This is a genomic window from Methylobacterium sp. B4, assembly GCF_003201865.1.
GTDB lineage: Bacteria > Pseudomonadota > Alphaproteobacteria > Rhizobiales > Beijerinckiaceae > Methylobacterium.
Genome location: NZ_QJJJ01000019.1, coordinates 1 through 22,310, shown reverse-complemented (window position 1 = coordinate 22,310; position 22,310 = coordinate 1). Strand labels below are relative to the sequence as shown.

27 protein-coding genes and 1 tRNA gene are annotated in these 22,310 nt (G+C 68.0%); 10 read left to right on the top strand and 18 right to left on the bottom strand.

The annotated features are described in order from the left end of the window. Positions 1–130 precede the first annotated feature (130 nt). The 9 genes from BY998_RS18735 to BY998_RS18695 all read right to left on the bottom strand — a co-directional run bounded on the left by BY998_RS18735 (position 131) and on the right by BY998_RS18695 (position 10,048). Positions 131–985, bottom strand: a complete 855-nt coding sequence (locus BY998_RS18735; RefSeq protein WP_110353117.1) for an outer membrane protein — start codon at positions 983–985, stop codon at positions 131–133. A gap of 176 nt (positions 986–1,161) precedes the next feature. Beyond that, positions 1,162–2,025, bottom strand: coding sequence for an outer membrane beta-barrel protein (locus BY998_RS18730; RefSeq protein ID WP_110353116.1), 864 nt, complete (start codon positions 2,023–2,025; stop codon positions 1,162–1,164). Positions 2,026–2,281: 256 nt separating this feature from the next. Beyond that, positions 2,282–3,622, bottom strand: a complete 1,341-nt coding sequence (glmM, locus tag BY998_RS18725; protein WP_110353115.1) for a phosphoglucosamine mutase — start codon at positions 3,620–3,622, stop codon at positions 2,282–2,284. A gap of 173 nt (positions 3,623–3,795) precedes the next feature. After that, a complete protein-coding gene (locus BY998_RS18720) occupies positions 3,796–4,545 on the bottom strand; it encodes a sulfite exporter TauE/SafE family protein (protein ID WP_110353114.1) in 750 nt (249 codons plus the stop codon). A 132-nt stretch (positions 4,546–4,677) separates the two neighbouring features. Beyond that, the gene (ftsH, locus tag BY998_RS18715; protein ID WP_110353113.1) at positions 4,678–6,606 is read right to left on the bottom strand and encodes an ATP-dependent zinc metalloprotease FtsH; all 1,929 of its coding nucleotides are present in this window, start codon (positions 6,604–6,606) and stop codon (positions 4,678–4,680) included. 137 nt (positions 6,607–6,743) lie between these two features. Beyond that, on the bottom strand, positions 6,744–7,781 hold the full coding sequence (gene tilS / locus BY998_RS18710) for a tRNA lysidine(34) synthetase TilS (RefSeq protein WP_110353112.1): 1,038 nt from the start codon (positions 7,779–7,781) through the stop codon (positions 6,744–6,746). Then, positions 7,778–8,788, bottom strand: coding sequence for a tol-pal system protein YbgF (ybgF, locus tag BY998_RS18705; protein ID WP_110353111.1), 1,011 nt, complete (start codon positions 8,786–8,788; stop codon positions 7,778–7,780). Before ybgF ends, tilS begins: the two co-directional genes overlap by 4 nt. 108 nt (positions 8,789–8,896) lie before the next feature. Next, positions 8,897–9,409: a peptidoglycan-associated lipoprotein Pal gene (pal, locus tag BY998_RS18700; RefSeq protein WP_110353110.1), complete on the bottom strand. Its 513-nt coding sequence runs from the start codon at positions 9,407–9,409 to the stop codon at positions 8,897–8,899. Positions 9,410–9,709: 300 nt separating this feature from the next. Beyond that, on the bottom strand, positions 9,710–10,048 hold the full coding sequence (locus BY998_RS18695) for an Hpt domain-containing protein (RefSeq protein WP_245421648.1): 339 nt from the start codon (positions 10,046–10,048) through the stop codon (positions 9,710–9,712). A gap of 123 nt (positions 10,049–10,171) precedes the next feature. Here BY998_RS18695 and BY998_RS18690 point away from each other — a divergent pair, with 123 nt between their 5' ends. Beyond that, the gene (locus BY998_RS18690) at positions 10,172–10,570 is read left to right on the top strand and encodes a response regulator (RefSeq protein WP_110353108.1); all 399 of its coding nucleotides are present in this window, start codon (positions 10,172–10,174) and stop codon (positions 10,568–10,570) included. 19 nt (positions 10,571–10,589) lie between these two features. Here BY998_RS18690 and BY998_RS18685 read toward each other — a convergent pair whose 3' ends face one another. Next, entirely contained in the window at positions 10,590–11,489 is a 900-nt protein-coding gene (locus BY998_RS18685) for a WcbI family polysaccharide biosynthesis putative acetyltransferase (protein WP_245421647.1), read from the bottom strand. A 160-nt stretch (positions 11,490–11,649) separates the two neighbouring features. Between BY998_RS18685 and BY998_RS18680 the strand changes: the two genes are divergently transcribed. Then, entirely contained in the window at positions 11,650–12,714 is a 1,065-nt protein-coding gene (locus BY998_RS18680) for a GSCFA domain-containing protein (protein WP_110353106.1), read from the top strand. 8 nt (positions 12,715–12,722) lie between these two features. Here BY998_RS18680 and hemC read toward each other — a convergent pair whose 3' ends face one another. Next, entirely contained in the window at positions 12,723–13,652 is a 930-nt protein-coding gene (hemC, locus tag BY998_RS18675; RefSeq protein WP_110353105.1) for a hydroxymethylbilane synthase, read from the bottom strand. Positions 13,653–13,849: 197 nt separating this feature from the next. On the opposite strand from hemC, the gene BY998_RS18670 reads away from it, so the two are divergent. Then, positions 13,850–13,925: transfer RNA gene (locus BY998_RS18670), tRNA-Lys, on the top strand. 74 nt (positions 13,926–13,999) lie between these two features. Here the strand turns inward: BY998_RS18670 and BY998_RS18665 are convergent. Further along, positions 14,000–15,241: a hypothetical protein gene (locus tag BY998_RS18665; RefSeq protein ID WP_110353104.1), complete on the bottom strand. Its 1,242-nt coding sequence runs from the start codon at positions 15,239–15,241 to the stop codon at positions 14,000–14,002. Beyond that, the gene (locus BY998_RS18660) at positions 15,238–15,516 is read right to left on the bottom strand and encodes a hypothetical protein (RefSeq protein WP_110353103.1); all 279 of its coding nucleotides are present in this window, start codon (positions 15,514–15,516) and stop codon (positions 15,238–15,240) included. Before BY998_RS18660 ends, BY998_RS18665 begins: the two co-directional genes overlap by 4 nt. Before the next feature lie 136 nt (positions 15,517–15,652). Here BY998_RS18660 and BY998_RS18655 point away from each other — a divergent pair, with 136 nt between their 5' ends. Continuing rightward, the gene (locus BY998_RS18655) at positions 15,653–15,835 is read left to right on the top strand and encodes a hypothetical protein (protein ID WP_110353102.1); all 183 of its coding nucleotides are present in this window, start codon (positions 15,653–15,655) and stop codon (positions 15,833–15,835) included. A gap of 32 nt (positions 15,836–15,867) precedes the next feature. Here BY998_RS18655 and BY998_RS18650 read toward each other — a convergent pair whose 3' ends face one another. Continuing rightward, positions 15,868–16,161 carry a hypothetical protein gene (locus BY998_RS18650; protein WP_110353183.1) on the bottom strand — a complete coding sequence of 98 codons (294 nt, stop codon included), beginning with the start codon at positions 16,159–16,161 and terminating at the stop codon, positions 15,868–15,870. Continuing rightward, entirely contained in the window at positions 16,161–16,580 is a 420-nt protein-coding gene (locus BY998_RS18645; protein WP_110353101.1) for a hypothetical protein, read from the bottom strand. Before BY998_RS18645 ends, BY998_RS18650 begins: the two co-directional genes overlap by 1 nt. 94 nt (positions 16,581–16,674) lie before the next feature. On the opposite strand from BY998_RS18645, the gene BY998_RS24035 reads away from it, so the two are divergent. Next, on the top strand, positions 16,675–17,391 hold the full coding sequence (locus tag BY998_RS24035) for a hypothetical protein (RefSeq protein WP_146221809.1): 717 nt from the start codon (positions 16,675–16,677) through the stop codon (positions 17,389–17,391). A 38-nt stretch (positions 17,392–17,429) separates the two neighbouring features. Here BY998_RS24035 and BY998_RS18640 read toward each other — a convergent pair whose 3' ends face one another. Together BY998_RS18640 and BY998_RS18635 are read right to left on the bottom strand one after the other, a co-directional pair. Continuing rightward, positions 17,430–17,927, bottom strand: a complete 498-nt coding sequence (locus BY998_RS18640; protein ID WP_110353100.1) for a hypothetical protein — start codon at positions 17,925–17,927, stop codon at positions 17,430–17,432. Further along, a complete protein-coding gene (locus tag BY998_RS18635) occupies positions 17,924–18,223 on the bottom strand; it encodes a hypothetical protein (RefSeq protein WP_110353099.1) in 300 nt (99 codons plus the stop codon). The genes BY998_RS18640 and BY998_RS18635 overlap by 4 nt, the downstream gene beginning before the upstream one ends. Positions 18,224–18,267: 44 nt before the next feature. Between BY998_RS18635 and BY998_RS18630 the strand changes: the two genes are divergently transcribed. From BY998_RS18630 to BY998_RS18610, 5 genes are read left to right on the top strand one after another with little or no spacing between them, the layout of a single operon-like run. Next, positions 18,268–18,522, top strand: a complete 255-nt coding sequence (locus BY998_RS18630) for a sterol desaturase family protein (protein WP_181425565.1) — start codon at positions 18,268–18,270, stop codon at positions 18,520–18,522. A 53-nt stretch (positions 18,523–18,575) separates the two neighbouring features. Next, positions 18,576–19,349, top strand: a complete 774-nt coding sequence (locus BY998_RS18625; protein ID WP_110353097.1) for a hypothetical protein — start codon at positions 18,576–18,578, stop codon at positions 19,347–19,349. A 2-nt stretch (positions 19,350–19,351) separates the two neighbouring features. Next, positions 19,352–19,618, top strand: a complete 267-nt coding sequence (locus tag BY998_RS18620) for a hypothetical protein (RefSeq protein WP_110353096.1) — start codon at positions 19,352–19,354, stop codon at positions 19,616–19,618. Beyond that, positions 19,615–20,031, top strand: coding sequence for a hypothetical protein (locus BY998_RS18615; RefSeq protein ID WP_110353095.1), 417 nt, complete (start codon positions 19,615–19,617; stop codon positions 20,029–20,031). Before BY998_RS18620 ends, BY998_RS18615 begins: the two co-directional genes overlap by 4 nt. 4 nt (positions 20,032–20,035) lie before the next feature. Then, positions 20,036–20,392: a hypothetical protein gene (locus tag BY998_RS18610; protein ID WP_110353094.1), complete on the top strand. Its 357-nt coding sequence runs from the start codon at positions 20,036–20,038 to the stop codon at positions 20,390–20,392. A 338-nt stretch (positions 20,393–20,730) separates the two neighbouring features. On the opposite strand, the gene BY998_RS18605 is transcribed toward BY998_RS18610, so the two are convergent. After that, positions 20,731–22,310 (bottom strand): hypothetical protein (locus tag BY998_RS18605; RefSeq protein WP_210205504.1); only part of this gene is annotated, 1,580 nt, incomplete at its 5' end.

The following is a 22,310-nucleotide window of genomic DNA, read 5'->3' as shown; positions in this document are numbered from 1 at the left end:
TTCGGTAACCTTAATTTTTTGTTCGTGCGTCGATCCAGGCCTTCGCGGATCACCTTCGTCAGCACGAAACGAAAGCGGCGTCCGGCACGAAGCCGGACGCCGCGAGGGACTTGTCGTGTCGGGCTTCGGCTCAGTGGCCGTAGCCGTTGCCGGGAATCGTCGGCATCAGCGTGTCGGCGAAGCGGTAGCGGAGGCCGACCCGGAATTCGTTCGCGGTGAGATCCTTCAGGCGGGTGCTGCCGCCATAGGCGTCCAGGCCGCTCTTGGCGCGTCCGAGATCGACGTAGCGGTAGGCCGCGTCGAGGCTGAGGCCTGCGCCGATCTCGTAGGACATGCCGGCCGTGAGAGCCCAGGCGAAGGTCGTGACGGAGTGGCTGGCCCTCAGGGCCGGATCGCGCGGGCCGGTGCCGGGGGACCCGTCGCAGCCGTCGATGAGACAGGTGGTCTGGGTGTAGTTGCGGCTCATGCGCTTGTCGGCAAAGCCGATGCCGGCGCCGACATAGGGCGTGAAGCCGTACCACGTGCCGAGATCGGCGTAGACGTTGACGAGGCCGGTCAGGACGTCGAGCTTGCCGGCCTCGAGATTGTAACCGGTTTCGAAGACCGAGCGCGAGGAGAAGCCGCGGAAGGACGAGGCGACGCGCTGGTCGATGGTCGCGTCGATGCGCAGCCACGGATTGATCTGATAGCCGACGCCGCCGCCGTAGCCGGGTTCCGGGCTCAGGCGCAGGCCGACCAGCGGCGGCATGCCGGGATCGTTGGGATCGGGCAGCGCGGCATCGCGGGGATGCTCGTACCAGCTCTGGGTGAAGTCGCCGCGCAGGTACCAGCCGCTGCCGATCGTCACCGGCGCCGCGACCGGCATCGGCGGGGGCGGCATCGGGGGCAGCAGGTCCGCTGCCGTGGCCGGCATGGCGAAGGGGCCGGCGGTGAGCAGGCCGGTCGCGAGCGTGGCCGCGAGCACGAGACGGTGCGGAACGATCATGAAGAGCCTCATCGGGGTACGCCGGCCGGCGCAGTCGCGCCGCGATCGGCTCACCTTTAGCCTGGCAATGGTTATGATCGACTTAACCTTAACGCAGATGCCTCAATGATCATGCAAAAACGAAAACGGCGCGGAAGTGATCCGCGCCGTTTCATCTCTTGGCTGATTGTCGTGGATCAGTACTTGCGCACCAAGGGTGGCGGCGGCGCGTAATCGACGGCCGCCACGGCCACCGGTGGGGCGAGGAGGTAGCGGAAGCCGAGCTTCACGTCGTGAGACTCGATCTCCTTCACGCGGTAGACCGTCTTCGGGCAATCGAGCGAACAGGTGACAACGCCGGTCGTCGCTTCGCCCATGTTCAGGTAGCGATAGGCGGCTTCGAACTTGAGGTTCGGCGCGATGTCGTAGCCGAGACCGGCATGCAGCGCCCAGGCGAAGTTCGTCCGCTCGTTGCGAGGGCCGATGCCGTAGCCACCGAAATAGTTGCCGTAGCCCTTGTCGGTCACGCCGCCGAAGCTGTGATGGGCGACACCCACGCCGGCACCGATGAAGGGCGTGACGCCGTACCAAGTGCCGAGATCGACGTAGCCGTTGACGAGGCCGACGATGGAGTCGAACCGGCCTTCGGTGAGATTGTAGCCGCCGGTGTCACCGCCGGTCTTGTCCTCGGCGAACAGCTTCCACTTGGTGCGGAAGCGGTACTCTCCGGTCGCATCGGCGCGCAGCCAGGGATTGATCTGGTAGCCGATGCCGCCGCCGATGAAGTACTGGTTCTGCAGCTTGTCCTGCAGGGCCACGTAGTCGTACGGCTTGGACGGGTGCGAAACGTCCTCGGCAATGGTCTTGCGCAGATCGAGCGTGCCGTAGCCGACATCGCCGCGCAGGTACCAGCCGCCCGCGAACTCGACGGGCTCGGCCATCGGAACGGGCGGCGGGGGCGGCGGCAACAGGTCGGCGGCTTGCGCGAGGCAGGGCGCCCCGACGCCCGCAACGAGCGTGAGGGAGCGCACCAATGCGGGAAAATCGGAGCGGCGGCGCATTACGATATCCTTCACCCATCGAGCGCGCCGAAACACAGGGCCGGCCCGAAATGCGAGGTGAAGGATGCTCGATGAAGGTTAAGTCGCACTTAACGTAAAAAATTAGTCTTGTTTGTCGCGTTCCATCGAGGCCCGACCGCTCCCAAAGCTCGGCCGGACTTCAGATTGCCGCGGCCGGTACATTCTTTGGATGATCGAGCCTCATGGTTGCGCCGAGGGCGACCTTGCGGCCAGCGCGGGTGGCGCGACCGCTGCCTCAGGCGGCCGCGCGGGTGACCGCATCGACGACCTCGTCCACCACCTCAGCCACGAGATCGCGGTCGTCGCCCTCGGCCATGACGCGGATGACGGGCTCCGTGCCCGAGGGACGGATCACGAGGCGGCCCGACGCGCCTAGGCGGTCCTTGGCGTGAGCGATGGCCGTGATGACGGAATCCGCCCGCAGGGGTTCGCCGGAGCGGAAGCGCACATTCTTGAGGATCTGCGGCAGCGGCTCGAAGCAGTGACAGACCTCGCTCACCGGCAGGTCGCGGCGCTTCACGACGCTGAGGAGCTGGAGGGCGGCCACCAGCCCGTCGCCGGTGGTGGCGTAATCGGACATGATGATGTGGCCCGATTGCTCGCCGCCGAGGTTGTAGCCGTGCTCGCGCATATGCTCCAGCACGTAGCGGTCGCCGACCGCCGTCCGGGCAAGCGTCAGGCCGAGGCCGTTGATGAAGCGCTCCAGGCCGAGATTCGACATGATGGTCGCGACGAGGCCCGGCTGGGTGAGGCGCTCGTCCTCCATCCACGAGCGGGCCACGGCGGCCATGAGCTGGTCGCCATCGACCTTCTGGCCCTTCTCATCGACGATCAGCACGCGGTCGGCGTCGCCGTCGAGGGCGATGCCGACATCGGCGCGCAGCTCGCGCACCTTCTGGACGAGGTGGGCCGGCGCGGTCGAGCCGACATCCTGGTTGATGTTGAAGCCGTCCGGCTCGACGCCGATCGCGATCACCTCGGCGCCGAGTTCCCACAGCGTCTCCGGCGCGACGCGATAGGCGGCGCCGTTGGCGCAATCGACGACGACCCGCAGGCCATCGAGCGTGACGTGGCGCGGCAGGGTGCGCTTGGCGAACTCGATATAGCGGGCGTGGACGCTCTCGATGCGCTTGGCGCGGCCCAGATCGCGCGATCCGGCGAGGCGCCGGCGCATGTCGCCGTCGATCAGCCCCTCGATCTCCAGTTCCACGTCGTCGTTGAGCTTGAACCCGTCGGGACCGAACAGCTTGATGCCGTTATCCTCGAAGGGGTTGTGGGAGGCCGAGATCATCACGCCGAGATCGGCGCGCATGGAGCGGGTCAGCATCGCCACCGCGGGGGTGGGCATCGGGCCCAGCAGCAGCACGTCCATGCCGACGGAGGTGAAGCCGGCGACCAGCGCCGTCTCGATCATGTAGCCGGAGAGGCGCGTATCCTTTCCGATCACTACGCGGTGGCGATGATCGCCGCGCTGGAAGACGACGCCTGCGGCCTGCCCGACCTTGAGGGCGAGTTCCGGCGTGATGACGCCGTTGGCCCGGCCGCGCACACCGTCGGTTCCAAAGTACTTGCGCAACGTCGCTTCTCCGCGCTCGGTGTGGTTCGCAGACGACCACGATATCAGATCGGGGCCCGATCCGCCGCGCGGATGTCAGGCTTGGTGAACCGGTTGCTCGGGGCTAAAGGCGGTCGAAATACGGCCGTCGCGCGCGGTCGACCGGCGAAACCCGGACGCGATGACGGCGAAAGCTACGCCAGAAGCCTGGGCAGACCCGACGACAGCAGGACGATTCCCGACACGGTCAGCAGGCCGAGGACCAGCCTGCGGAAGCCGGTCTCGCTCAAGCCGACATAGACGCGGGTGCCCAGAAGCGTCGGGATCAACATGGCGGGCAGCACCACGGCGATCATCGGCAGCATGCTGCGAGTGACGAGCCCGGCGGGCAGGTAGACGGCCAGTGTGACCGCGAGCATCGAGAGGTTGAAGTTCTGAATGACGTCGCGCTGGACGTCCCGCTCGTAGCCGCGGAGGGTGCACCAGAGCGTGGGCAGCGTGCCGGAGAACCCGCCGAGTCCTCCCCCTACGCCTCCGCCGAGTCCGGCGAGAGCATCCGCGAGCCGCCCGCCGCCCGTGATGCGCGGCAGGTCCTTCGACAGGAGCATCGCCGGACACCACAGGACGAGGAAGCCTCCCAGGATCGTCTTGAACCAGTTGATGTCGAGATGCGGCAGCAGGACGACCCCTAGCGGGATGCCGGCGAGACCGCCGAGCAGGAAGGGCGCCAGCCGGCGCAGATCGATGGCGCGGCGGACCGAGATGACGGCGACCACCTGCCCGGCCAGACCGCCGATCACCGCCAGCACCGCCGCGAGTTGCGGATCGATCACCCAGGCCCAGATCGACATCGCGACGAGACCGAAGGCGAAGCCCGAAAGGCCCTGAACGAAGCCGGCGAGCGCCGCGCCCAGGCCCACGATGAGATAGGTCGAAGTCGCCACGTTCCTCGTTCCGACGTTTCTCGCTCCGTCATCGGACCTCTGCCGGGCGCAGCGCCCCGCATTCCGGGCCGACATCCATGAAAAAAGAGGCGCCTCTCGGCGCCCCCTTTCTCACGTCTCGGCCGTGTTTCCTCAGCCCTGGGGCTGCGGGCTCGGCTCCAGCCCGCCATCGGTGCCGCGGGGACGGCCGCGGCCCGTCGAGGGCACCGGCGAACCGCGGGCCGGGGTCGGCGGCACGTCGCCGGAGTCGCGCACCGGCGGTTCGCCCTGGAGCAGCTTGCGGATCTCGTCGCCCGACAGGGTCTCGTATTCGAGCAGACCCTGGGCCAGCGCTTCGAGATCCTCCTTGTGCTCCGAGAGAATGCGGCGCGCCTCCTCAAGGCCCGCCTCGACGAGGCGGCGCACCTCGGCATCGATCTTCTGGGCGGTGGCCTCCGAGACCGTCTGCTGACGCCCCATCGACATGCCGAGGAAGACTTCGTCGTTGTTGTCGCCGTAGGCCACGGTGCCGAGTTCCGGCGAGAAGCCCCAGCGGGTGACCATCATCTTGGCCAGCCGCGTCGCCTGCTCGATGTCGGATTGGGCGCCCGAGGTCACCTTGTCCTTGCCGAAGATCATTTCCTCGGCGATCCGACCGCCCATCATGATCGCCAGCCGCGAGGTCATCTGTTCGAACGACATCGACAGCTTGTCGCGCTCGGGCAGCTGCATGACCATGCCGAGCGCACGGCCGCGCGGAATGATCGTCGCCTTGTGGACGGGATCGGTGGCCGGCACGTTGAGGGCGACGATGGCGTGGCCGCCCTCGTGGTAGGCGGTCAGGCGCTTCTCGTCCTCGGTCATGACCAGGGTGCGCCGCTCGGCGCCCATCATCACCTTGTCCTTGGCGTCCTCGAACTCGTGCATCGTCACGATGCGCTTGCCGCGGCGCGCCGCGAGCAGGGCCGACTCGTTGACGAGGTTCATCAGATCGGCGCCCGAGAAACCGGGGGTGCCGCGGGCGATGGTCTTGAGATCGACGTCGGGCGCCAGCGGCACCTTGCGGACGTGGACGCGCAGGATGCGCTCGCGGCCGGTCACGTCCGGGTTCGGCACCATGATCTGGCGGTCGAAGCGGCCGGGACGCAGCAGGGCCGGATCGAGCACGTCGGGGCGGTTCGTCGCCGCGATGATGATGACACCCTCGTTGGCCTCGAAGCCGTCCATCTCCACGAGGAGCTGGTTGAGGGTCTGCTCGCGCTCGTCGTTGCCGCCGCCGAGGCCGGCGCCGCGGTGACGGCCCACCGCGTCGATTTCGTCGATGAAGATGATGCAGGGCGCGTTCTTCTTGGCCTGCTCGAACATGTCGCGCACGCGGCTCGCGCCGACGCCGACGAACATCTCGACGAAGTCGGAGCCGGAGATCGTGAAGAACGGGACGTTGGCCTCACCCGCGACCGCCCGGGCGATCAGGGTCTTACCCGTACCGGGGGGGCCGACGAGCAGCACGCCGCGCGGGATGCGCCCGCCGAGGCGCTGGAACTTCTGAGGATCGCGCAGGAACTCGACGATCTCCTGGAGATCCTCCTTCGCCTCCTCGACGCCCGCCACGTCATCGAAGGAGACGCGCCCATGCGCCTCGTTCAGGAGCTTGGCCTTGCTCTTCCCGAAACCCATCGCCCGCCCGGCTCCGGACTGCATCTGGCGCGAGAGGAAGATCCAGGCTCCGATGAAGACGAGGATCGGCAGCCAGCTCACGAGAAGCTGGATGAACCAGGGGGTGTTGTCCGAGGGCGGGCGCGCGGTGATCTGCACGCCCTTGGCCTGCAGCTTCGAGACGAGGCTCGGATCGTTCGGCAGGTAGCTCGAGAAATTGCCGCCGCCCACATAGGTGCCGCTGACATCCTGACCCGAGATTGTCACGGACTGGATCTTGCCGGCATCGGCGTCGTTCAGGAGCTGGCTGTAGGCGATCTCGCTGCCGCCGCCGCGGTGACCCGGGTTCTGGAACAGGGTCACGAGGGCAAGCACCAGCAGGAAGATGACGACCCACAGGGCGAAATTGCGGAAATTCGGGTTCATCGATCGGTCCTGGGAGGCGTTCGGGTTTCGTCCCGCAATGTCGCGGCATGCCCCACGCACTCGCAGCCAATGTAGGCGGCGCCCCTCCCCTTGCCAAGTAAATCGGCTGCACCTGCGGCGAGGCTGCCGTGGAAGCGTTAGCGTGCGGGGTTTCGGCTGCCGCGCGGCGGCGCGGCACCGAGGTGGATCCGGCCCTGCCGGTCGGCCTCGATCAGCACCCCGCGAAGCGTTCGGCGCAGCACCCTCCCCTCCTTGAGCGCCGGCAACAGGGCGTCGAAGAGAAGGCTTTCCAGCCGTTCCAGCCGCTTCGGCACGGGATCGGGCAGACCGGATGCGACGGCTTCGAGAGCCCTGTCCATCACGCGCAGGCAAATCGCCTCGGGCTCGTCGCGCAGGCGGGCTCCCTCGAGCAGGATGCCCTCCGCCTCGGACCGAGCGACCTGCGCGAACACGGCCTCCGCCCTCTCGGCCAAGACCGATTCGTCCCGGGCCGCCCGCTCCGCGAGGCGCGCGAGGCGCGCAGCGCTCAGACCCTCGGTCCGGAGCTCGGGCATGAGGCGGCGGAGCCGCGCGCGGGCGAAGCGCGCGTCGGTGTTCGACGGGTCGCGCAGGAAGGACAGGCCCTGCCCCTCGCAATAGGCCACCAGCTCAGCCTTCGCGAGGCTCAGGAACGGGCGCGCAAGCCGGATGTCGGGCGTGAGCGGACGCAGGCGTCGCATGCCGGCGAGACCGGCCGGCGCGCTGCCGGCGATCAGCCGCATCAGCACGGTCTCGGCCTGATCGTCGAGGGTGTGGCCAGTCATGACGAGGCGGGCGCCGAGCCGGGCTGCGTGGTCCGCCAGCAGGCGGTAGCGGGCGGCGCGCGCCTCCGCCTGGACCCGACTGCCGCGCCGCGGCGACTCCCAAGGCAGGACGGCGTGCGCCAGCCCGAGTGCGACGGCAAGGCGCCCGACGCCCGCGGCCTCCTCGGCGGCCTCCGGGCGAAGACCGTGATCGACGGTGGCGACGAAGAGCCGGTCGGCCGGCCCGATGCGGGACGCCGCGTGCATCAGCGCGATCGAATCCGGACCGCCCGAGACGGCGAGAAGGACGGGGCCGTCGGCGCTGGCGAGGGAGGGGCGAAGCGCGCGGGCGAGCCGCTCGTCGAGCGAGGCGGTCGGGTTCGTGCCGCTCAAGCCGCGCAGCGGGCGCGCTTCTGCTCCCGCTCGACGCTCTGGCGCACCTGCGCGCCCGCGCCCGGGAACTTGCGCTCCACCTCGGCCAGCGTGGCACAGGCCTGGGCCTTGGCACCGAGCGCGTGCAGCGAGGCACCGAGCTTCAGCATCGCCTCGGGGGCGACGGGCGAATTGGCGTAGTCGGTCGAAACCTTGAGGAACTGCTCGGCGGCCTCGCGGGAGCGGTTGCGCTGGAGGTAGCTCTCGCCGAGCCAGTAGGTCGCCTTGGGCACCAGCCGGTCGCGGGGATGCGACTGGATGAATTGGCGAAGGCTCATTTCGGCCTGCTCGTACTGCCGCTCGCGGATCAGGCCGTAGGCTGCCTCGAAATCGGCCTGTGCGTCACCGCTGCCCGTGGCGGCGATGCTCGCACCCGGAGCCTCGACCGCGCCGATCGAGCCCGTGCGGGCCGGCGGGGGCGAGAGGTCGACCGGGCCGCCGAGGCCGGGCGGCGGCAGGTTCATGTCGTCGCCCTCGCTGTCCGGCCCCTCCGCGACCGTCGGGGGGACGGCGCGGCGCAGGGGCGTTTCGGCCTCGGCGATGGCCCCGGTCGGCAGCGGCAGAGAGGGTTGGGTGGTCCCGAGCTGGCGCGGCGCGCCGGGCGCGCTTGGGTTCTGCTCCGGGTCGAAGGCGTCCCCGCGCTTGCCGGGTTTCCCCTCCCCCGGATTGGTGCCGTAGGGCGCAGCGGAGGGCGGCGAAGCGGCCGGGGCAGGCGCACGACGGGCGCCAGGCGCGGCCGCGCTCCCCTTCCCTTCCTGGAAGCGGAACTCGACATCCTCCTGGAACTTCCGCAACTGTTCCTTGAGCTGCCGGTTCTCGTACTGGAGCGTCTCGATCTGCCCCGACATCTGCCGGGACATGTTCTCCAGCCGGGTCAGGCGCACGATGAGTTCCGAGGCGTCCTGCGCCCGCGCGGGCCCTGCGAGGGCGAGGCCGAGGCCGAGGGTCAGGAGGAGGCGGCGGAGCATGGCGACGGGCACCGGTCAGACTTCTCGTTCGCGGCCGTCACTTCCCCTAGCAGATGCCCGGCCGGCCGCAAAACCGGACTGGACGCGCCGATCTCGGTTGCTCGGGCCTCAGGAGCCGGCGCCGCCGTCGAGGACGGAGACGGAGCGGCGGTTCTGCGACCAGCAGGAGATGTCGTTGCACACCGCCACCGGGCGTTCCTTGCCGTAGGACACGGTGCGCATCCGCGAGGACGCGATGCCGCGCGAGGCGAGGTAGTCCTGCACGGTCTGCGCACGGCGGGCGCCGAGGGAGTAGTTGTACTCGCGCGTGCCGCGCTCGTCGGCGTGGCCCTCGATCAGGAAGGAGTAGCGCGAATAGCGCTGCAGCCACGAGGCCTGCTTGTCGAGCGTTGCGGTCGCGGTCGGCGTGAGGTCGGTGGAATCGGATTCGAAGAAGACGCGGTCGCCGACATTCACGACGAAGTCCTGGGCGCTTCCGGGCCGGGCCGGGCCGCCGGCCCCGCCCGCGCCGAAGCCGGAGGCGTCGGCCAGGTCGTTGTCCTTGCTGCAGGCGCCGAGTCCGAGCGCCGCGCACAGCGCCAGCGTCAGGGAAAGCCCACGGTAACGCGCGGGTATCGCCATCGTCTCTCTCCTCGCCACGGCCGGGCCGTGCCGGTTGTCGTTCCAGTTGCGGGTGTGTCTAACCGCGGATGGTTAAGTGTCTGTCACGGTAGAGCCGCCGCATCGTCATGCGCCGAAGCTTGACCGTTCGCGGTGCGGTCCGTCACGGGACCGGCACCGTTCGCGTTCGGCCCCCTCAGCGTTCTGGCGAGAATTGCGGCGCACCGGCGGCGCCCACGGCGAAACCGGCGCTTTGGCTTCGGATGTTGCGGCGCGGCAACAAGCGTTTCGCCACGCCGCTTCCGGCGACCGTGCGTGTGATCAGTCGGCCCGAAGCGTCGCGATCGCGACGCGGGCGTCCTGGGCCGCGTGGCGCGCCGTGCCGAGCGCCTCCGCGATGCCGCTGCCGGTGAGGCAGGCTTGCTCCAGCGCGGCGCAGGCACCCGAAAGTTCCTGGAAGGCCAGTGCACCGGAGGACGAGACGAGGCTGTGAGCGTCGCGGGCGAGTTGCGTCGGCTCGTCCGCCGCCGCGTCGAGCCGGTTCTCGATCTCGCGGTCGAGCATGGTCAGCAGATCGAGCAGGCGCGGGCGGCCGAACAAGTCTTCGAGTTCCGACAGCGCCTCCACATCGAAGGCGACCGGCTGAGGAGAAGCTGACATCCGCTCGTCGTGCACGTTCATTCCATCACCCGGCACCACCGGAGTTTGTCCTACCGCAAGCTCGTTAACGATACGTTAACCGTTCCGGCGTGTGATGGCGGGACACACACTCGGACAAGGGCCATGCGCGTGGCGCCCACCGTCCTCATCGTCGAGGACAATTTCCTGTTGCTGGAACTGCTCACGCGGCTGTGTGAGCAGGAAGGCATGCGGGTGCTCGCGGCCTCGAGCGGCGAGGCCGCGCTGACGACGCTGCGCGTCGGGAGCGAGGCCATCGACTGGCTCTTCACCGATATCCATCTGCCGGGCCTGATCGACGGCTGGACGGTGGCCGCCGCCTATCGCGAGCGGCACCCGCATCGCCCGATCATCTACGCTTCGACCTCGGCCCGGACCGAGCGGCGCACGGTTTCGGGAAGCATCTACGTCCGCAAGCCCTTCGAGCCTCGGGAAATCCTGGCGCTCGCCACCATGATGGCCGCCTCGAACGGCGCAGAGGATGCCCTGCAGGTCGCCGGCTGAGCCGAGTTCGATCGGATGGTCAGGCCGCCTCGTCGAAGAGCGCGCCGATTCCGGCATCGGCCTCCCAGGCCGTGATGCGGGTGCAGCCGAGATCGTCCGGCCGGTGCCGGGCGTAGAGCGCAAAGCTCTCCGCGACGAAGTCGGGCAGGTCGAGCAGGCGCGGCGGGCCGCGTCGTCCGTCGCCCTTGAACAGCGTCGAGGCCGCTACGCCGTAGCGTTCCGCGATCGCCGGCAGAACCGGCCAGACCGGCTCGGCCGCCAGCACATCGGGCGCGTAGGCCTCAACCGGGATGTCGAGCGGGTTGCAGCCCGCCTCACGGGCGAGGCGGCGGGCGATGTCGGCGAGCACGGTCAGGCGCGGATGGTTGATCACGTGCATGAAGGTGCCGCCGCGGCTCCAGCGCGCGAATTCCCGATCGAGGCCGAAGCCCACGTCGTGGGCGGTGCGCAGGAGATAGGCGGCGCTCGCCTCCCAGTGATCGAAATAGCCGAGCCGCTCGAAGACGGGTCCGTCGAACATCCGCAGCGCCGCATCGACGCTCAGGCCCCGACGGAATGCCTGGAGGGCGATGGCCGAGTGATAGGCCCCGATCGGAGACGGTACGAGCCGCGACAGCCGCAGGCTCGCCTCGTCGCCCACATGCACGAGATCGGGATGGAAGCCGGAGAACAGGATCGTCGGAAAAAGCCGCAGCGCCGGCACGCGCGCCGCCAGGGCGTGCACGTTGCCGCCCGCGACGAACCCGTCCGGGAAGAAGTGCGAGAAGACGAAGTCGTACTCTTGCAGGTGGTGTGCGAGCCGGTCGACGGTGCCGAAGCGACGGCTGGCTCCCGCGAGCAGGATCGTTTCGACCTCGGCCGAGGGCAGCAGCAGACGCAACGATTGCGCGACGCCGGTCGCCTGACAGTTCCCGATCACCGCGATGCGCGGCCTGCCGGCAGGCTGCCGCCACGGTCTCGCCCAGGATCGCCCCGAGAAGGACCTCGCTCCCAGGGCCTCGGCGGCTGGCTTGAAAAGGCGTTGGAGCGGGGCCAAGCGTGGCGCGGCCTCTCGCGGGCGTCCAGGATCGGATCAGGCGATGAACCCTTACCGCGATCTACCGGCCGAGCAGTTCTGGCGCAAGGCGGTGGCCGGGGTTGCCCCCTTCGCCCTCGATCCCGGGCCCCGAGGCGTGTTCCCCATCGCGCGCACCGACCGGGTCGCGACCGCGGGCTCCTGCTTTGCCCAGCGGGTCTCGCAGGCGCTCGCCCGCGGCGGCTTCCGCTACCACGTCACCGAGCCGGCCCCGGCCGGCATGAGCGAGGCCGAGGCGCAGGCACGCCAGTACGGCACCTTCTCGGCCCGCTACGGCAACCTCTACGGCCCGCGCCAGTTCGTGCAGCTGTTCGACCGGGCCTTCGGCGCGTTCGATCCGCAGCTCAAGGCGTGGCAGCGCGAGGACGGGCGCTTCGTCGATCCCTTCCGCCCGACCATCGAGCCGGACGGCTTTGCCGACGCGGCGGCGGTGATCGCGGCACGCGAGGAGCATCTCGCCCGCGTGCGCCAGCTGTTCGAGAGCCTCGACGTGCTCGTGCTGACGCTCGGCCTCACCGAAGGCTGGCGCTGCCGCGCGGACGGAGCAGCCCTCTCCCTCGCGCCGGGCGTCGCGGGCGGCCAGTTCGATCCGGCCGAGACGGCCTTCGTCAATGCGGGCACGGCGGAGGTCATTGCCGACCTCACCGGCTTCCTCGACCGGCTCTGGAGCGTCAATGCGGGCGCGCGGGTGATCGTGACGGTGTCGCCGGTCCCGCTGATCGCGACCTATCTCGACCGGCACGTGCTCGTCGCGAACGCGCATTCGAAGGCGGTGCTGCGCGCGGCCGCCGGCGAAGTCTGCGATCGGGGCGATCCGCGCCTCGTCTACTTCCCGTCCTACGAGATCATCACGAGTCAGACCAACGGGGGCCGCTACTACGAGGAGGACCAGCGCGGCATCGCCGAGGCGGGCGTCGCCCATGTGATGCGCGCGTTCATGACGAGCTTCGTGCCCGCTTCCGGCGCCGGCATGCCGCCGCGTCCCGCACCGGCAGCGAGCGAGGCGGAGTTCGCCGGCACGGCCGGCGTCATCTGCGACGAGGAGGCGATCGAGCGCAGCGTCGCCTGAAGGCGGCCCTACTTCAGATGGGCGAAGTAGACGTCGCCGGCCGCCCGCTTCAGCTCGGCTCCCGCATCCTGGCCGATCGCGGCGGCGTCGGAGGCCGCGCCCTCGCGGTGAACGGCCCAATGGCGGCTTCCGTCGGGCAGGAACAGCAGGCCGTCGAGGGTCAGGCGCTCGCCATCGATCCGCGCGAGCGCGGCGATCGGCGTACGGCAGGAGCCGTCGAGCTCGGCCAGGAGGCCCCGCTCCGCGTCCAGGGCCGTGGTCGTGGTGGCGCAGGCCACCGGTGCCAGCAACGCCCGGATCGCCTCGTCGCCCGCCCGGCACTCGATGCCGAGCGCGCCCTGCGCGACCGCGGGCAGCATCTCCTCGACCGACAGCACGCTGCGTGCCACGTCCTCCATGCCGAGCCGCTGCAAGCCGGCCAGGGCCAGCAGCGTGGCGTCGCACTCGCCGGCTTCCAGCTTGCGCATGCGGGTGTTGGCGTTGCCGCGCAGGGGCACGATCCGGAGATCCGGCCGGTGCATCAGCACCTGCGCGCCCCGGCGCAGCGACGAGGTGCCGACACGTGCGCCCGCAGGCAGGGCCGCGAGGCCGTCGGCCGCCCCCGCACTCAGGAAGGCATCGCGCGGGTCGTCCCGCTCCAGGATGCAGGCGATGACCAGGCCGTCGGGAAGCCAGGTCTCCACGTCCTTCATCGAATGCACGGCGACGTCGATGGCGTCGTCGAAGAGCGCCTGCTCCAATTCCTTGGTGAACAGGCCCTTGCCGCCGATCTCGGAGAGCGGCCGATCGAGAACCCGGTCGGCGACCGTGGAGACGACGACGATCTCCGTCTCCAGCCCCGGATTGGCCGCGACGATCCGATCCCGGACCATGCCTGTCTGCGCGAGCGCCATCGGGCTGCCGCGGGTGCCGATTCTCAAGAGGCGCGCGTCATTCATACCCTGCGCTGTAGCCGAGTCACCGGCGCTCGTCACGCCGCAGCGAAAGGGTTCGCCCCCTGCGAGCTCGGACCGAACCACCTCTTTCGCTGGAAAAACGTTTCGAGGGGGGTGGACAGACCGATCGGCCGTTGCTACTTCGCCGCCATCGCACGGGACTGGTGGCCCGGCGACGCAGCCTCCCCAAAAGAGGCTACGGGCGCATAGCTCAGTTGGTAGAGCAGCTGACTCTTAATCAGCGGGTCCTAGGTTCGAACCCTAGTGCGCCCACCAAATATATCAGACACTTAGCAGCCAATGCCTTCGATCCGTTGGAGAGGCGTTGGAGACCTGTTGGAGTTCTATGTTTACGCGGCGTTCCCGCCTCGGCTGATCACCCGCAATTCGGCGACCTTCCTCGACTTCGATAGCGCGTCGCGATTGTAGCGGCTCGTGGTCACGGTGTTGGTGTGGGTTGCGGCCTTGCTGAGGTGAGCGAGGTCAGCGCCGGCGCTCGATCCCTCGGTGATTCCGCCCGCGCGCGCGTCCATGCACCAGACAGCGTCGGGCACGCCGGCCGACCGCGCGCACTCCCGCCAGATCTCGCGGAAGTGTCGAGCCCGCCAAGGCCGCCCGGTCGTTTCGCAGACGATCACCGGGCCGATGCGGTGGGACGCTGGAACGTGGGCAAGCTCGGCCACCACCATTGGCATCGCTGATAGGTCGTGCTCGGCCCGACGCCGCCCGCGGCTCTTCGAGGTCGGTTTCGACAACAGGAGGTCGGTCGGCCCGAGGTGCTCGCCCCAGATCATGCCGGTGCGCCAGACGCGCCCGCGATCGACCAGGGCGCCAGCCGGCTCCGCACTCGCGTCGACGAGCCACTCGCCGATCACGTCCTTCTGGCGCAGCACTGCCTCGAACATGATGGCGGTCGCCAGCGCGATCGACGGCAGCCCTCGGGCGTGCGCCGCCTTCCGCACCGCTTCGACCTGCTCGGGCAAGATGAAGGCGTCCCGCTGCGGAGCGGTCGCGAATTTCATGTCCTCCATCACCGAGCGCAGCTCCTTCGCGTCGGCGATGTTGAGCACCTTCCCGAACTTCAGGACGATGCGCAGTTGCGTCATGAGGGCGTGCGCGAATCGGATGCGAGGCTTCCCCCCAACCTTGCTGGGCTTGGCAAACTCACGGTGCCAGCGCAGCAGGTCCTCGCCCGTGACCCGGTCCAGCCGCCGCGCGCCGATCCGCTTCGTCAGGACGCCGAGGTTGTAGACGTAGCTGCGCCGGGTCTCCGCCGTGATGGCGTGGAAGGGGCTCAGTTCGTGGACCTGATAGAGGTCGATCAGCGATTTCAGGCTGCCGTCGTAGCGCGCCTTCGGCGGGTTATGCAGGCCGGACAGCCATTCCTTCGCCTCGGCCTGCAGACGCCGGCACGTCGAGGCCAGAACCTGCATCTCGACGGTGCTCGGTTCGCCCGCGAACGGGTCCGCGCTGAGGCGAACGGTTTGTGGTGTGAAGCTCTGCTTGCGCGCCTCGGCCGGGGCAACCCAGATCGGGATGCGGCCGGCCTTACGCGCGCGCCATTCCAGGCCCGGCGCTTGGTCCTTGCTCATGTCCAGTTCTCGTCTCCATCGGGCGCGAATCCGCCCGCGGTGGAGGCTAGACCGTTCCGGCGCCGGAGCCACGCCTCGACAGCGGGCCAGTAGCGGCGATTCCCGAACAGCGGGTCGCGCTTCGGCAGCCCGTCGCGCTCAAGCACCTTGGCGACGCCGTCCCATCCGGTGGACATCGCAGTGGCTGCGTCGGGGCCGTAGAGCTCGGTGACGATCCGGTCCTCGCTCGGGTAGAGCGGCATAGGGCCCGCATCGACCTTCTGCGCGCGCGGCATGTCAGTCCTTCCCTCGTGCGGTGGTGCTGGTGGATGGAGCCGGGGCCGAGCCAACACGTTTGGCTGGAAAAATCCGATCAGCGCCCGAGTTAGTTGTGCGACGGCCGCCGATATCGCTGGCCATCGGGAGAACTGCATGGCGTCGCCCATCAACCCCACAATTCATTCGAAAGATGCAGGACCCTATCGCGGATCGGGCAAGCTGGATTTCCGGGAAATGCTCGGGATGAAGACCGGTCGGGACTATGCCGACGCGGAGACGCATCGCTTCAAGAAGGCGCGCCTTGCGGCACAGGTCGAAGCTCTTAAGAAGCGCTAGGGCCCGCCTCTTCAGCACGGCGACGAGCCCTTTCATCGCCGCCCCCCACCCGCGCTCTCGCTGGGCGCTGGGGACCAGTTTCGGCAAGCCGGCGCTGTCGCGAGCACGTCGGTGCCCTTCCCGCCGGTCCAGTGCCGCTCCATCAGCCCGCACTTCCGGTAGACCTTGGCAAGGCGCTTCCGGACAAGGTGGTCGCACGAGCCGCAGGTCTCGCCCTTCGGCCCGGTGCCCGGCATCGCGGCGTAGCCCTTCGCCTGCGTGCCGCCTCGGAGCCGATGGCGTTCGCTCGGTGTCAGGGCGCGATCGAGGTTGAACAGGTCGCCCATCACGCGGCCTGCTGCTCGACGGCCTCGACGAGCGGCTGCCAGCGGATCAGCACGCCCTCGAAGGCGATGCGGTCGCCCTCCTCCGGCGGGTGCTCGGCCCACCAGAACCCGGCCATGTCCTCGACGCTCTCGAAGCCGTCCTCGCGCGCGAAGGTCTCCATCCGGGCCGGGCTCAGCAACTCGCCGCCGACCTCGAACAGCTCGGTCGCGCTGCGCTCGGAGAAGCAGAGGCGCACGGGCATGACGGAGAGGCAGGTCGGCCGGCCGAGGAGCCGGCAGTGCTTCGTCCGCATCCCGGTGTAGAGCTGCAGCTGCTCGCCCTGCCGGGCATGGCGCTTCCGGTCGGCGCGGATCGTCTGCGCCTTCGTGCCGGCGAGGATCGGCGGGCCGAACCGCTTCTTGAAGCTGTAGGCAACCATCGCATCACACCGCGCTCGAGGGGTGAAAGCCAGCGCAACGGCTTGCGATTGGGCCGAGCATCAGGCGATAGCCACGCTGTGGAGCATGTGCAGGATGAGCAGGGATACGTGGGCGTTGATCGGCCTGGCGGCCGCCGGCAGCATTGCCGTCACTCTTGCGAATACAGCATCCAGTTGGTCTGGATCTGTTTGCGCGCTCCCGGCTAGGGACGGCGGTGGGCCGCTGTTTCCCGGAATGCTCGGATGTATTGAGTTTTGGCTCAACCGATATCAGACAACACTTGGTGCTATAACTGCACTTATCGCTGCGCGCGTAGCTTGGCGCGCTGTGCAGCATCAGGTCGCTGTCAGCCGAGAGCAGACTGCTATAGCTATCGGCGATATTAGGCCAGATTTTTGGATCGAGCCGGGCGGCAGAGAGCTCTACTCTGAGGCGCCAAAAATTGTGCTGCACATTGTGAACAACAATCGACGGCCGGTGGATCTGCTTGGAATAGAGATACTGAAGCCTCAGCGGATGGCGCTGTCGACCCACTCCTTCAACGAATACGTGGTCGGCAGAGTAGGCGCAGCAGTCGCTTCGGTGCGCAACATAGGCATTCAGCGACGTATTCCTGGCACCCGCCCGGCGGCGCCAGAGGCGTCTAAGCTGAGCCTTTATCTCAATATGAATATCGTTGGGCGCCCACCCGTGGGTGGCGTTAACCCACACCAAGAACAGGTGTCCATTCGCGTCCGCTATCAGGTGATTGGCACAAATGTTGGAACTGAATGTGTCACTCTTCGATGTGAAGCCGAATTTCGGGACTAGCTGAATGCACATGTCATCTGAGAAAAACACGTAATGGTTCACGCTGCTGCTCCATCGCGAGACGAGGGGGCGCCAAGGGTGACAGGGACCAGCTTCCTCGGGCGGAAGGTCTGAGCGTGCCGCACGGCGTCGGCGTAGGAGGCGCCCTTCAGGGCGAGCCACGCGCGGCGGCACCATGTGAGGTCGAGGCGGTCGATCGCGGCCTCGGCCAGCGGCAGGCGCAGTTCGTGCGCGAGGAAGGACGCGACGCGCTCCTCGGCGATGGGCCGGCCGTTCGGGCAGTGGCGCAGGGCCTCGCCGATCAGCCGCTCGATCTGGCGCTCGCGCATGACGGCGCGGGCGTGCCGGGTCTCGGCGCCGGCAGGGAGCCCGATCGGGTTGCCGTCGGCCGCGCACGGGGCCCACGCCTCCGGGCAGACCGTGCAGGCCCAAACCTGGGCGTCGATCAGGTCCGGATCGCGGGCGCCGGCCTCGCGGCCGGTGGTGCGCTCGCACTCGGTGCCGCAATCGGCGCAGTAGATGCCGAGGGTGCTCATGCGGCCCTCCCGAGACGGGATGAGGCGCCGGTCAGCACGGCGACGACCCAGGCGAGGAATCCACCGCGGGAGGGGTGCGGGACGAAGCGTCGGGCCGGTGCTGGGCGCCCGCTGCTGTCGTCGACCACGAAGCGGGCGACCAGAGCAGCGAGCCTCGCCCCCTCCGCGATGGAAGCGGCATGTTCGTCCATCTCGGTGACGGCCTCGGCCGTGTACTCGAACCCCTTGGGCAGCTTGAGACGCGCTGCCTGCCGCCGGCACTGATCCTGGTGGAGCGCGGCGGCCTGCAAGCGCACCGCGAGGTCGGCCTGGTCGATTCCGGCGAGATCGGGGAGGCTCAGTGTTCGGCGCGCTGTTCCTGGTGCTGCCGGCGGGCGTACTCGCGGGCCTCGCCCTCGGGTATCTGGCCTACATCGCCGCCCACCATGCCGTGCATCACTGGCGGATCGCGCCGGGCCACCTGCTCTACGGCCTGAAGATCCGGCACGCGATGCATCACCGCGGTGACGAGGTGAACTTCGGCGTCATCACCACCGCGTGGGATCGGGTGTTCGGGACGTACCGGCCGCTCGCCGCTGTTCGAACTGCTCAATAGCCGCGCCACCGCTGCGCCGCCGCCTACCACCTCTCGTCAATCCGGAGACCACGATGGCCGCGAGCCTGAACCGCGCCGCCTTCTATGCGGCCGTGCGCACATCCCTGTTCAACGGGCGCCTGACAGCCTCGCAGGTCGCCGGCATGGATGCGATCTTCGACGCCGCGCCGGCCCTGCTCGGCACCACGTCGCTCGGCTACGCGCTGGCCACCACCTTCCACGAGACGGCGCGCACTATGCAGCCGATCGAGGAATACGGTCGGGGCAAGGGGCGCTCCTACGGTCCGACCGGCTTCTGGGGGCGCGGCTTCGTGCAGCTCACCTGGGAGACGAACTACGCCAAGGCGACCACGCGCCTGCGGCAGCTCGGCCTCCTGCGGGCCGGCGAAGACCTGGTGAAGACGCCGAAGCTCGCCATGCGCCTCGACGTGGCGGCGGCGATCCTCTTCGTGGGGATGGCCGAGGGCTGGTTCACCGGCAAGAAGCTCGCCGACTATTTCGGCGGCGGCCGGTACGAGCCCGTCGGCGCCCGACGCATCATCAACGGCACGGACAAAGACGATCTGATCGCGGGCCAGTGCGGGAAGTTCGTCGATGCGCTGCGTGCAGCCGGGCATTCGGTGATCCCAGGAGCTCCTCAGGTTAGCTCCTCACCTTCGGTCGCGAGCTCCCCACCTTTGGCGCCGAACTCCCCTACTAAGCTCCCCCCTCAGCCCGCCCCCACCGGCGGGCTTCTTCGTTCCGGGGTCCAGGCCACCGGCGGCGCGGTCCGCTCCGGCCTCGCCGGGCTCTACGACCTCATCCACACCGCGTTCCGGAAGGCCTGACCATGGCGTCCCGTCCCCTCCTCGCGCGGGTCCGCCTCGGCCTGCGCCGCGGCTGGCGCGCGGCCTCGGGCTGGCGCGTCTACCTGCTCGCCGGCCTCATGGCGCTGCCCGACGTCCTCGACGCGCTCCCCGGTGTCGATCTCGCCCCGCTGCTGCCGGAGTGGCTGCCTGGCACGAAGGTCGCGGCGTTCCTCGCGGTCGCCCGTCTCGCAGCCCGCGCCTACGCGACGAAGCTCGCGACCCTGCCGGTGCGGGAGCCGCCCCGATGAACCTCCTCGGCTGGCTCTCGAACCCGATCGGGTCGGCGCTCGGCGCCGTCGGCTCCGGCCTGATCAAAGTGTTCGGCAACTCGGTGCTGACCCCGATCCTGAAGGGCATCGAGAACGGCCAGAACGCGCAGCGCGACGTGGCGGTGCAGATGGTCCAGGCCGAGATCGCGGCCAATCAGGCGAAGGCGGCCATCGCGCCCGCCTTCAAGGGCCTGATCTACGGCATCGGCATCCCGCCGGCCGTCCACTTCGGGGCGATCTGCTTCTCGAAGACTTTCGCCCTCGGCTGGCCCATCGAGCCGCTCCCGCCCGAGTACGTGGCGATTGAGGCCACGATCCTGACGGCCTTCTTCGTCTCCTCGCCACTCACGACGCTGGCCCGGGCCGGTGCCGCCCGCCTGCTGAAAGCCTGATCCGATGGACACCTCGTTCCTCGCCGCCGGCCCGATCACCTGGGTGCAGGTGTTCGCCTTCGCCGCGTTCCTCTTCGCCCTCGGCAAGGGAGCGGACTGGATCACTGGTAAGCTGCGCGCCGGCACGAAGGACGCGGTGTCCCCGCTGACGATCGACATGGCGGCGGTGAAGATCCAGGTCGCAGCGCAGAACGAGGCCCTGCACAACTTCAAGGTCGAAGTCGCCCGAACCTACGTGACCGGCGACGTCATCACCCGGATGGAGCGCCGCATCGACGACCTCGTGACCTCGATGCGCGAGGAAATGGCCGCGACCCGTCGGGAGATGCTCCAGGCGATCACGGGGCGCCGTCCCGACTAATCCCCCCGTTAATATCCGTCAACGCATCGCCCCGGGGCTTCGGCCTCGGGGCTTTTTTGTGCACAGGAAACGCCGGAGGAGGTGCGGGCGCCGTGCGTGGAGCGAAGGGCGCCATGAGCCCGAAGGGTGCGGTTTCGGACCAAGCCTGAACCACGCCCGGACCAGCCGGTTGCCCGACCAGTGGACCATCGCGGTTCCTCCCTACGACTCGCCCCGCCCGGCTCAGCCGCGGCGGGGTTTTTCCGATATCACCTAGGCGATACCCGATGAGCAGGGGTTGCAGTATCAAGCAATAAAAGTCCGACAGCAGCGACTGGTTTTTTCTTCTTGATAGGGGATTATAATAATATTAAAGAAAATAATATCGCTCGCAGATTTGATTTGCGCAACAGCGGCAGGGTCCAGGACTTATTGTTCTTAATGATACGTTCAGCCGCCATCTTGTTAAGCTCAGCCTGCATCGCGTCACGCTCACTCGACATTTGCGAGAGAGCAGCCTCGGATTGGCTGAGCTTTACGTCTAGGCGCTGGATCTCGGCGCGGCCTGCGTCACGCTCGCTTGTGATCTGGGCAAGCACAGTGTCGTGACGTTCGCGCTCGGCAGCCAATCGCTCCACCTCAGCACGGGTCGCGTCGCGCTCGTTCGTCGCTTGCGCCAGAGCGGCTTCGAAGTGGTTACGCTCAGTAGTGATCTGCTCGATCTCGCCTCGTGACACGTCGCGCTCTCGCGCTGTTTCCGCAAGCAGGGCTTCCGTGTGCCCCTTCTCGTCTGCCAGCCGCCCGAGTTCGATGTGCGTCGCGTCGCGCTCGTTCGTCGCTTGCGCCAGAGCGGCTTCGAAATGGTTACGCTCAGCAGTGATCTGCTCGATCTCGCCTCGTGACACGTCGCGCTCTCGCGCTGTTTCCGCAAGCAGGGCTTCCGTGTGCCCCTTCTCGTCTGCCAGCCGCCTGAGTTCGATGTGCGTCGCGTCGCGATCGCTTGTCGTCTGCGCGAGAAGAGCATCAACATGGCCGCGTTCCGCGCTCAGGCGCTCGATCTCGGCGCGGCTTGCGTCACGCTCGCTTGTGATCTGCGCCAGCACAGCGTCGTGATGCCCGCGCTCGGAAGCCAATCGCTCCACTTCAGCGCGGATCGCGTCGCGCTCGCTCGTCACCTGCGAAATCGTTGCGTCGGCTTGCCCCCTATCTGCACTGGCTTGCTCAAGCTGTAAGCTCAAGCGCTCGACTTCTAAGCGAAGGCGCCCGGCCTCAGCGCGCTCAGCGTCGCGCTCTCCGGATGCGTGCCCAAGCGATGCTCGGAGGCCATTGGCCTCCTCGATCAGATCCTCGTGAAGCCTGATCCGCTCAAGCGAGGTCGATATGAACTTGTTGCCTTGTATGTATCGCTTCCCCAATAGGTAAGACCGAAGGTTTTCAGCGAATAGCGCGTTTGCCTCTGGAACGAAGTGCGTCGGAAAGGGGCCAAATATCGGTACATGGCGGCCGGTCAGCATGAGCGACCGGCTGATTGTGTTAAAGCGCACGTTCTCAAAACCAGAAAGATACAAATACATTTCCTCCAGCAGATTATTCACTGTCGAAAGATCGTCAGCGTCGATATTTGCGAAGCTGCCTTCTAAGCGTTTCCTGCCGCTCGTAACGCGCTGCGTTGCGAGATAGTGCTTGTTTAAAATGATATGCTCGAATTTGCTGCTAGCTATCTCTACGAACGTATCGATATGCTCTTTCCATAGATCAAGAAAGTCTTCATGCTTGTAGTTGCAGACCTGATCACCCGCTCTTAACTGCGAGTCGGCCTCCGCTGGGACTTCATGGATCGGGATTGTCAATCGGCGTTGAAAAGGGACCCGGGATCGGCGTCCAAAAAGGACCCACTGGCGGCATGGTTTCCATTGATCGGCGACGCAGCGGGCGACGC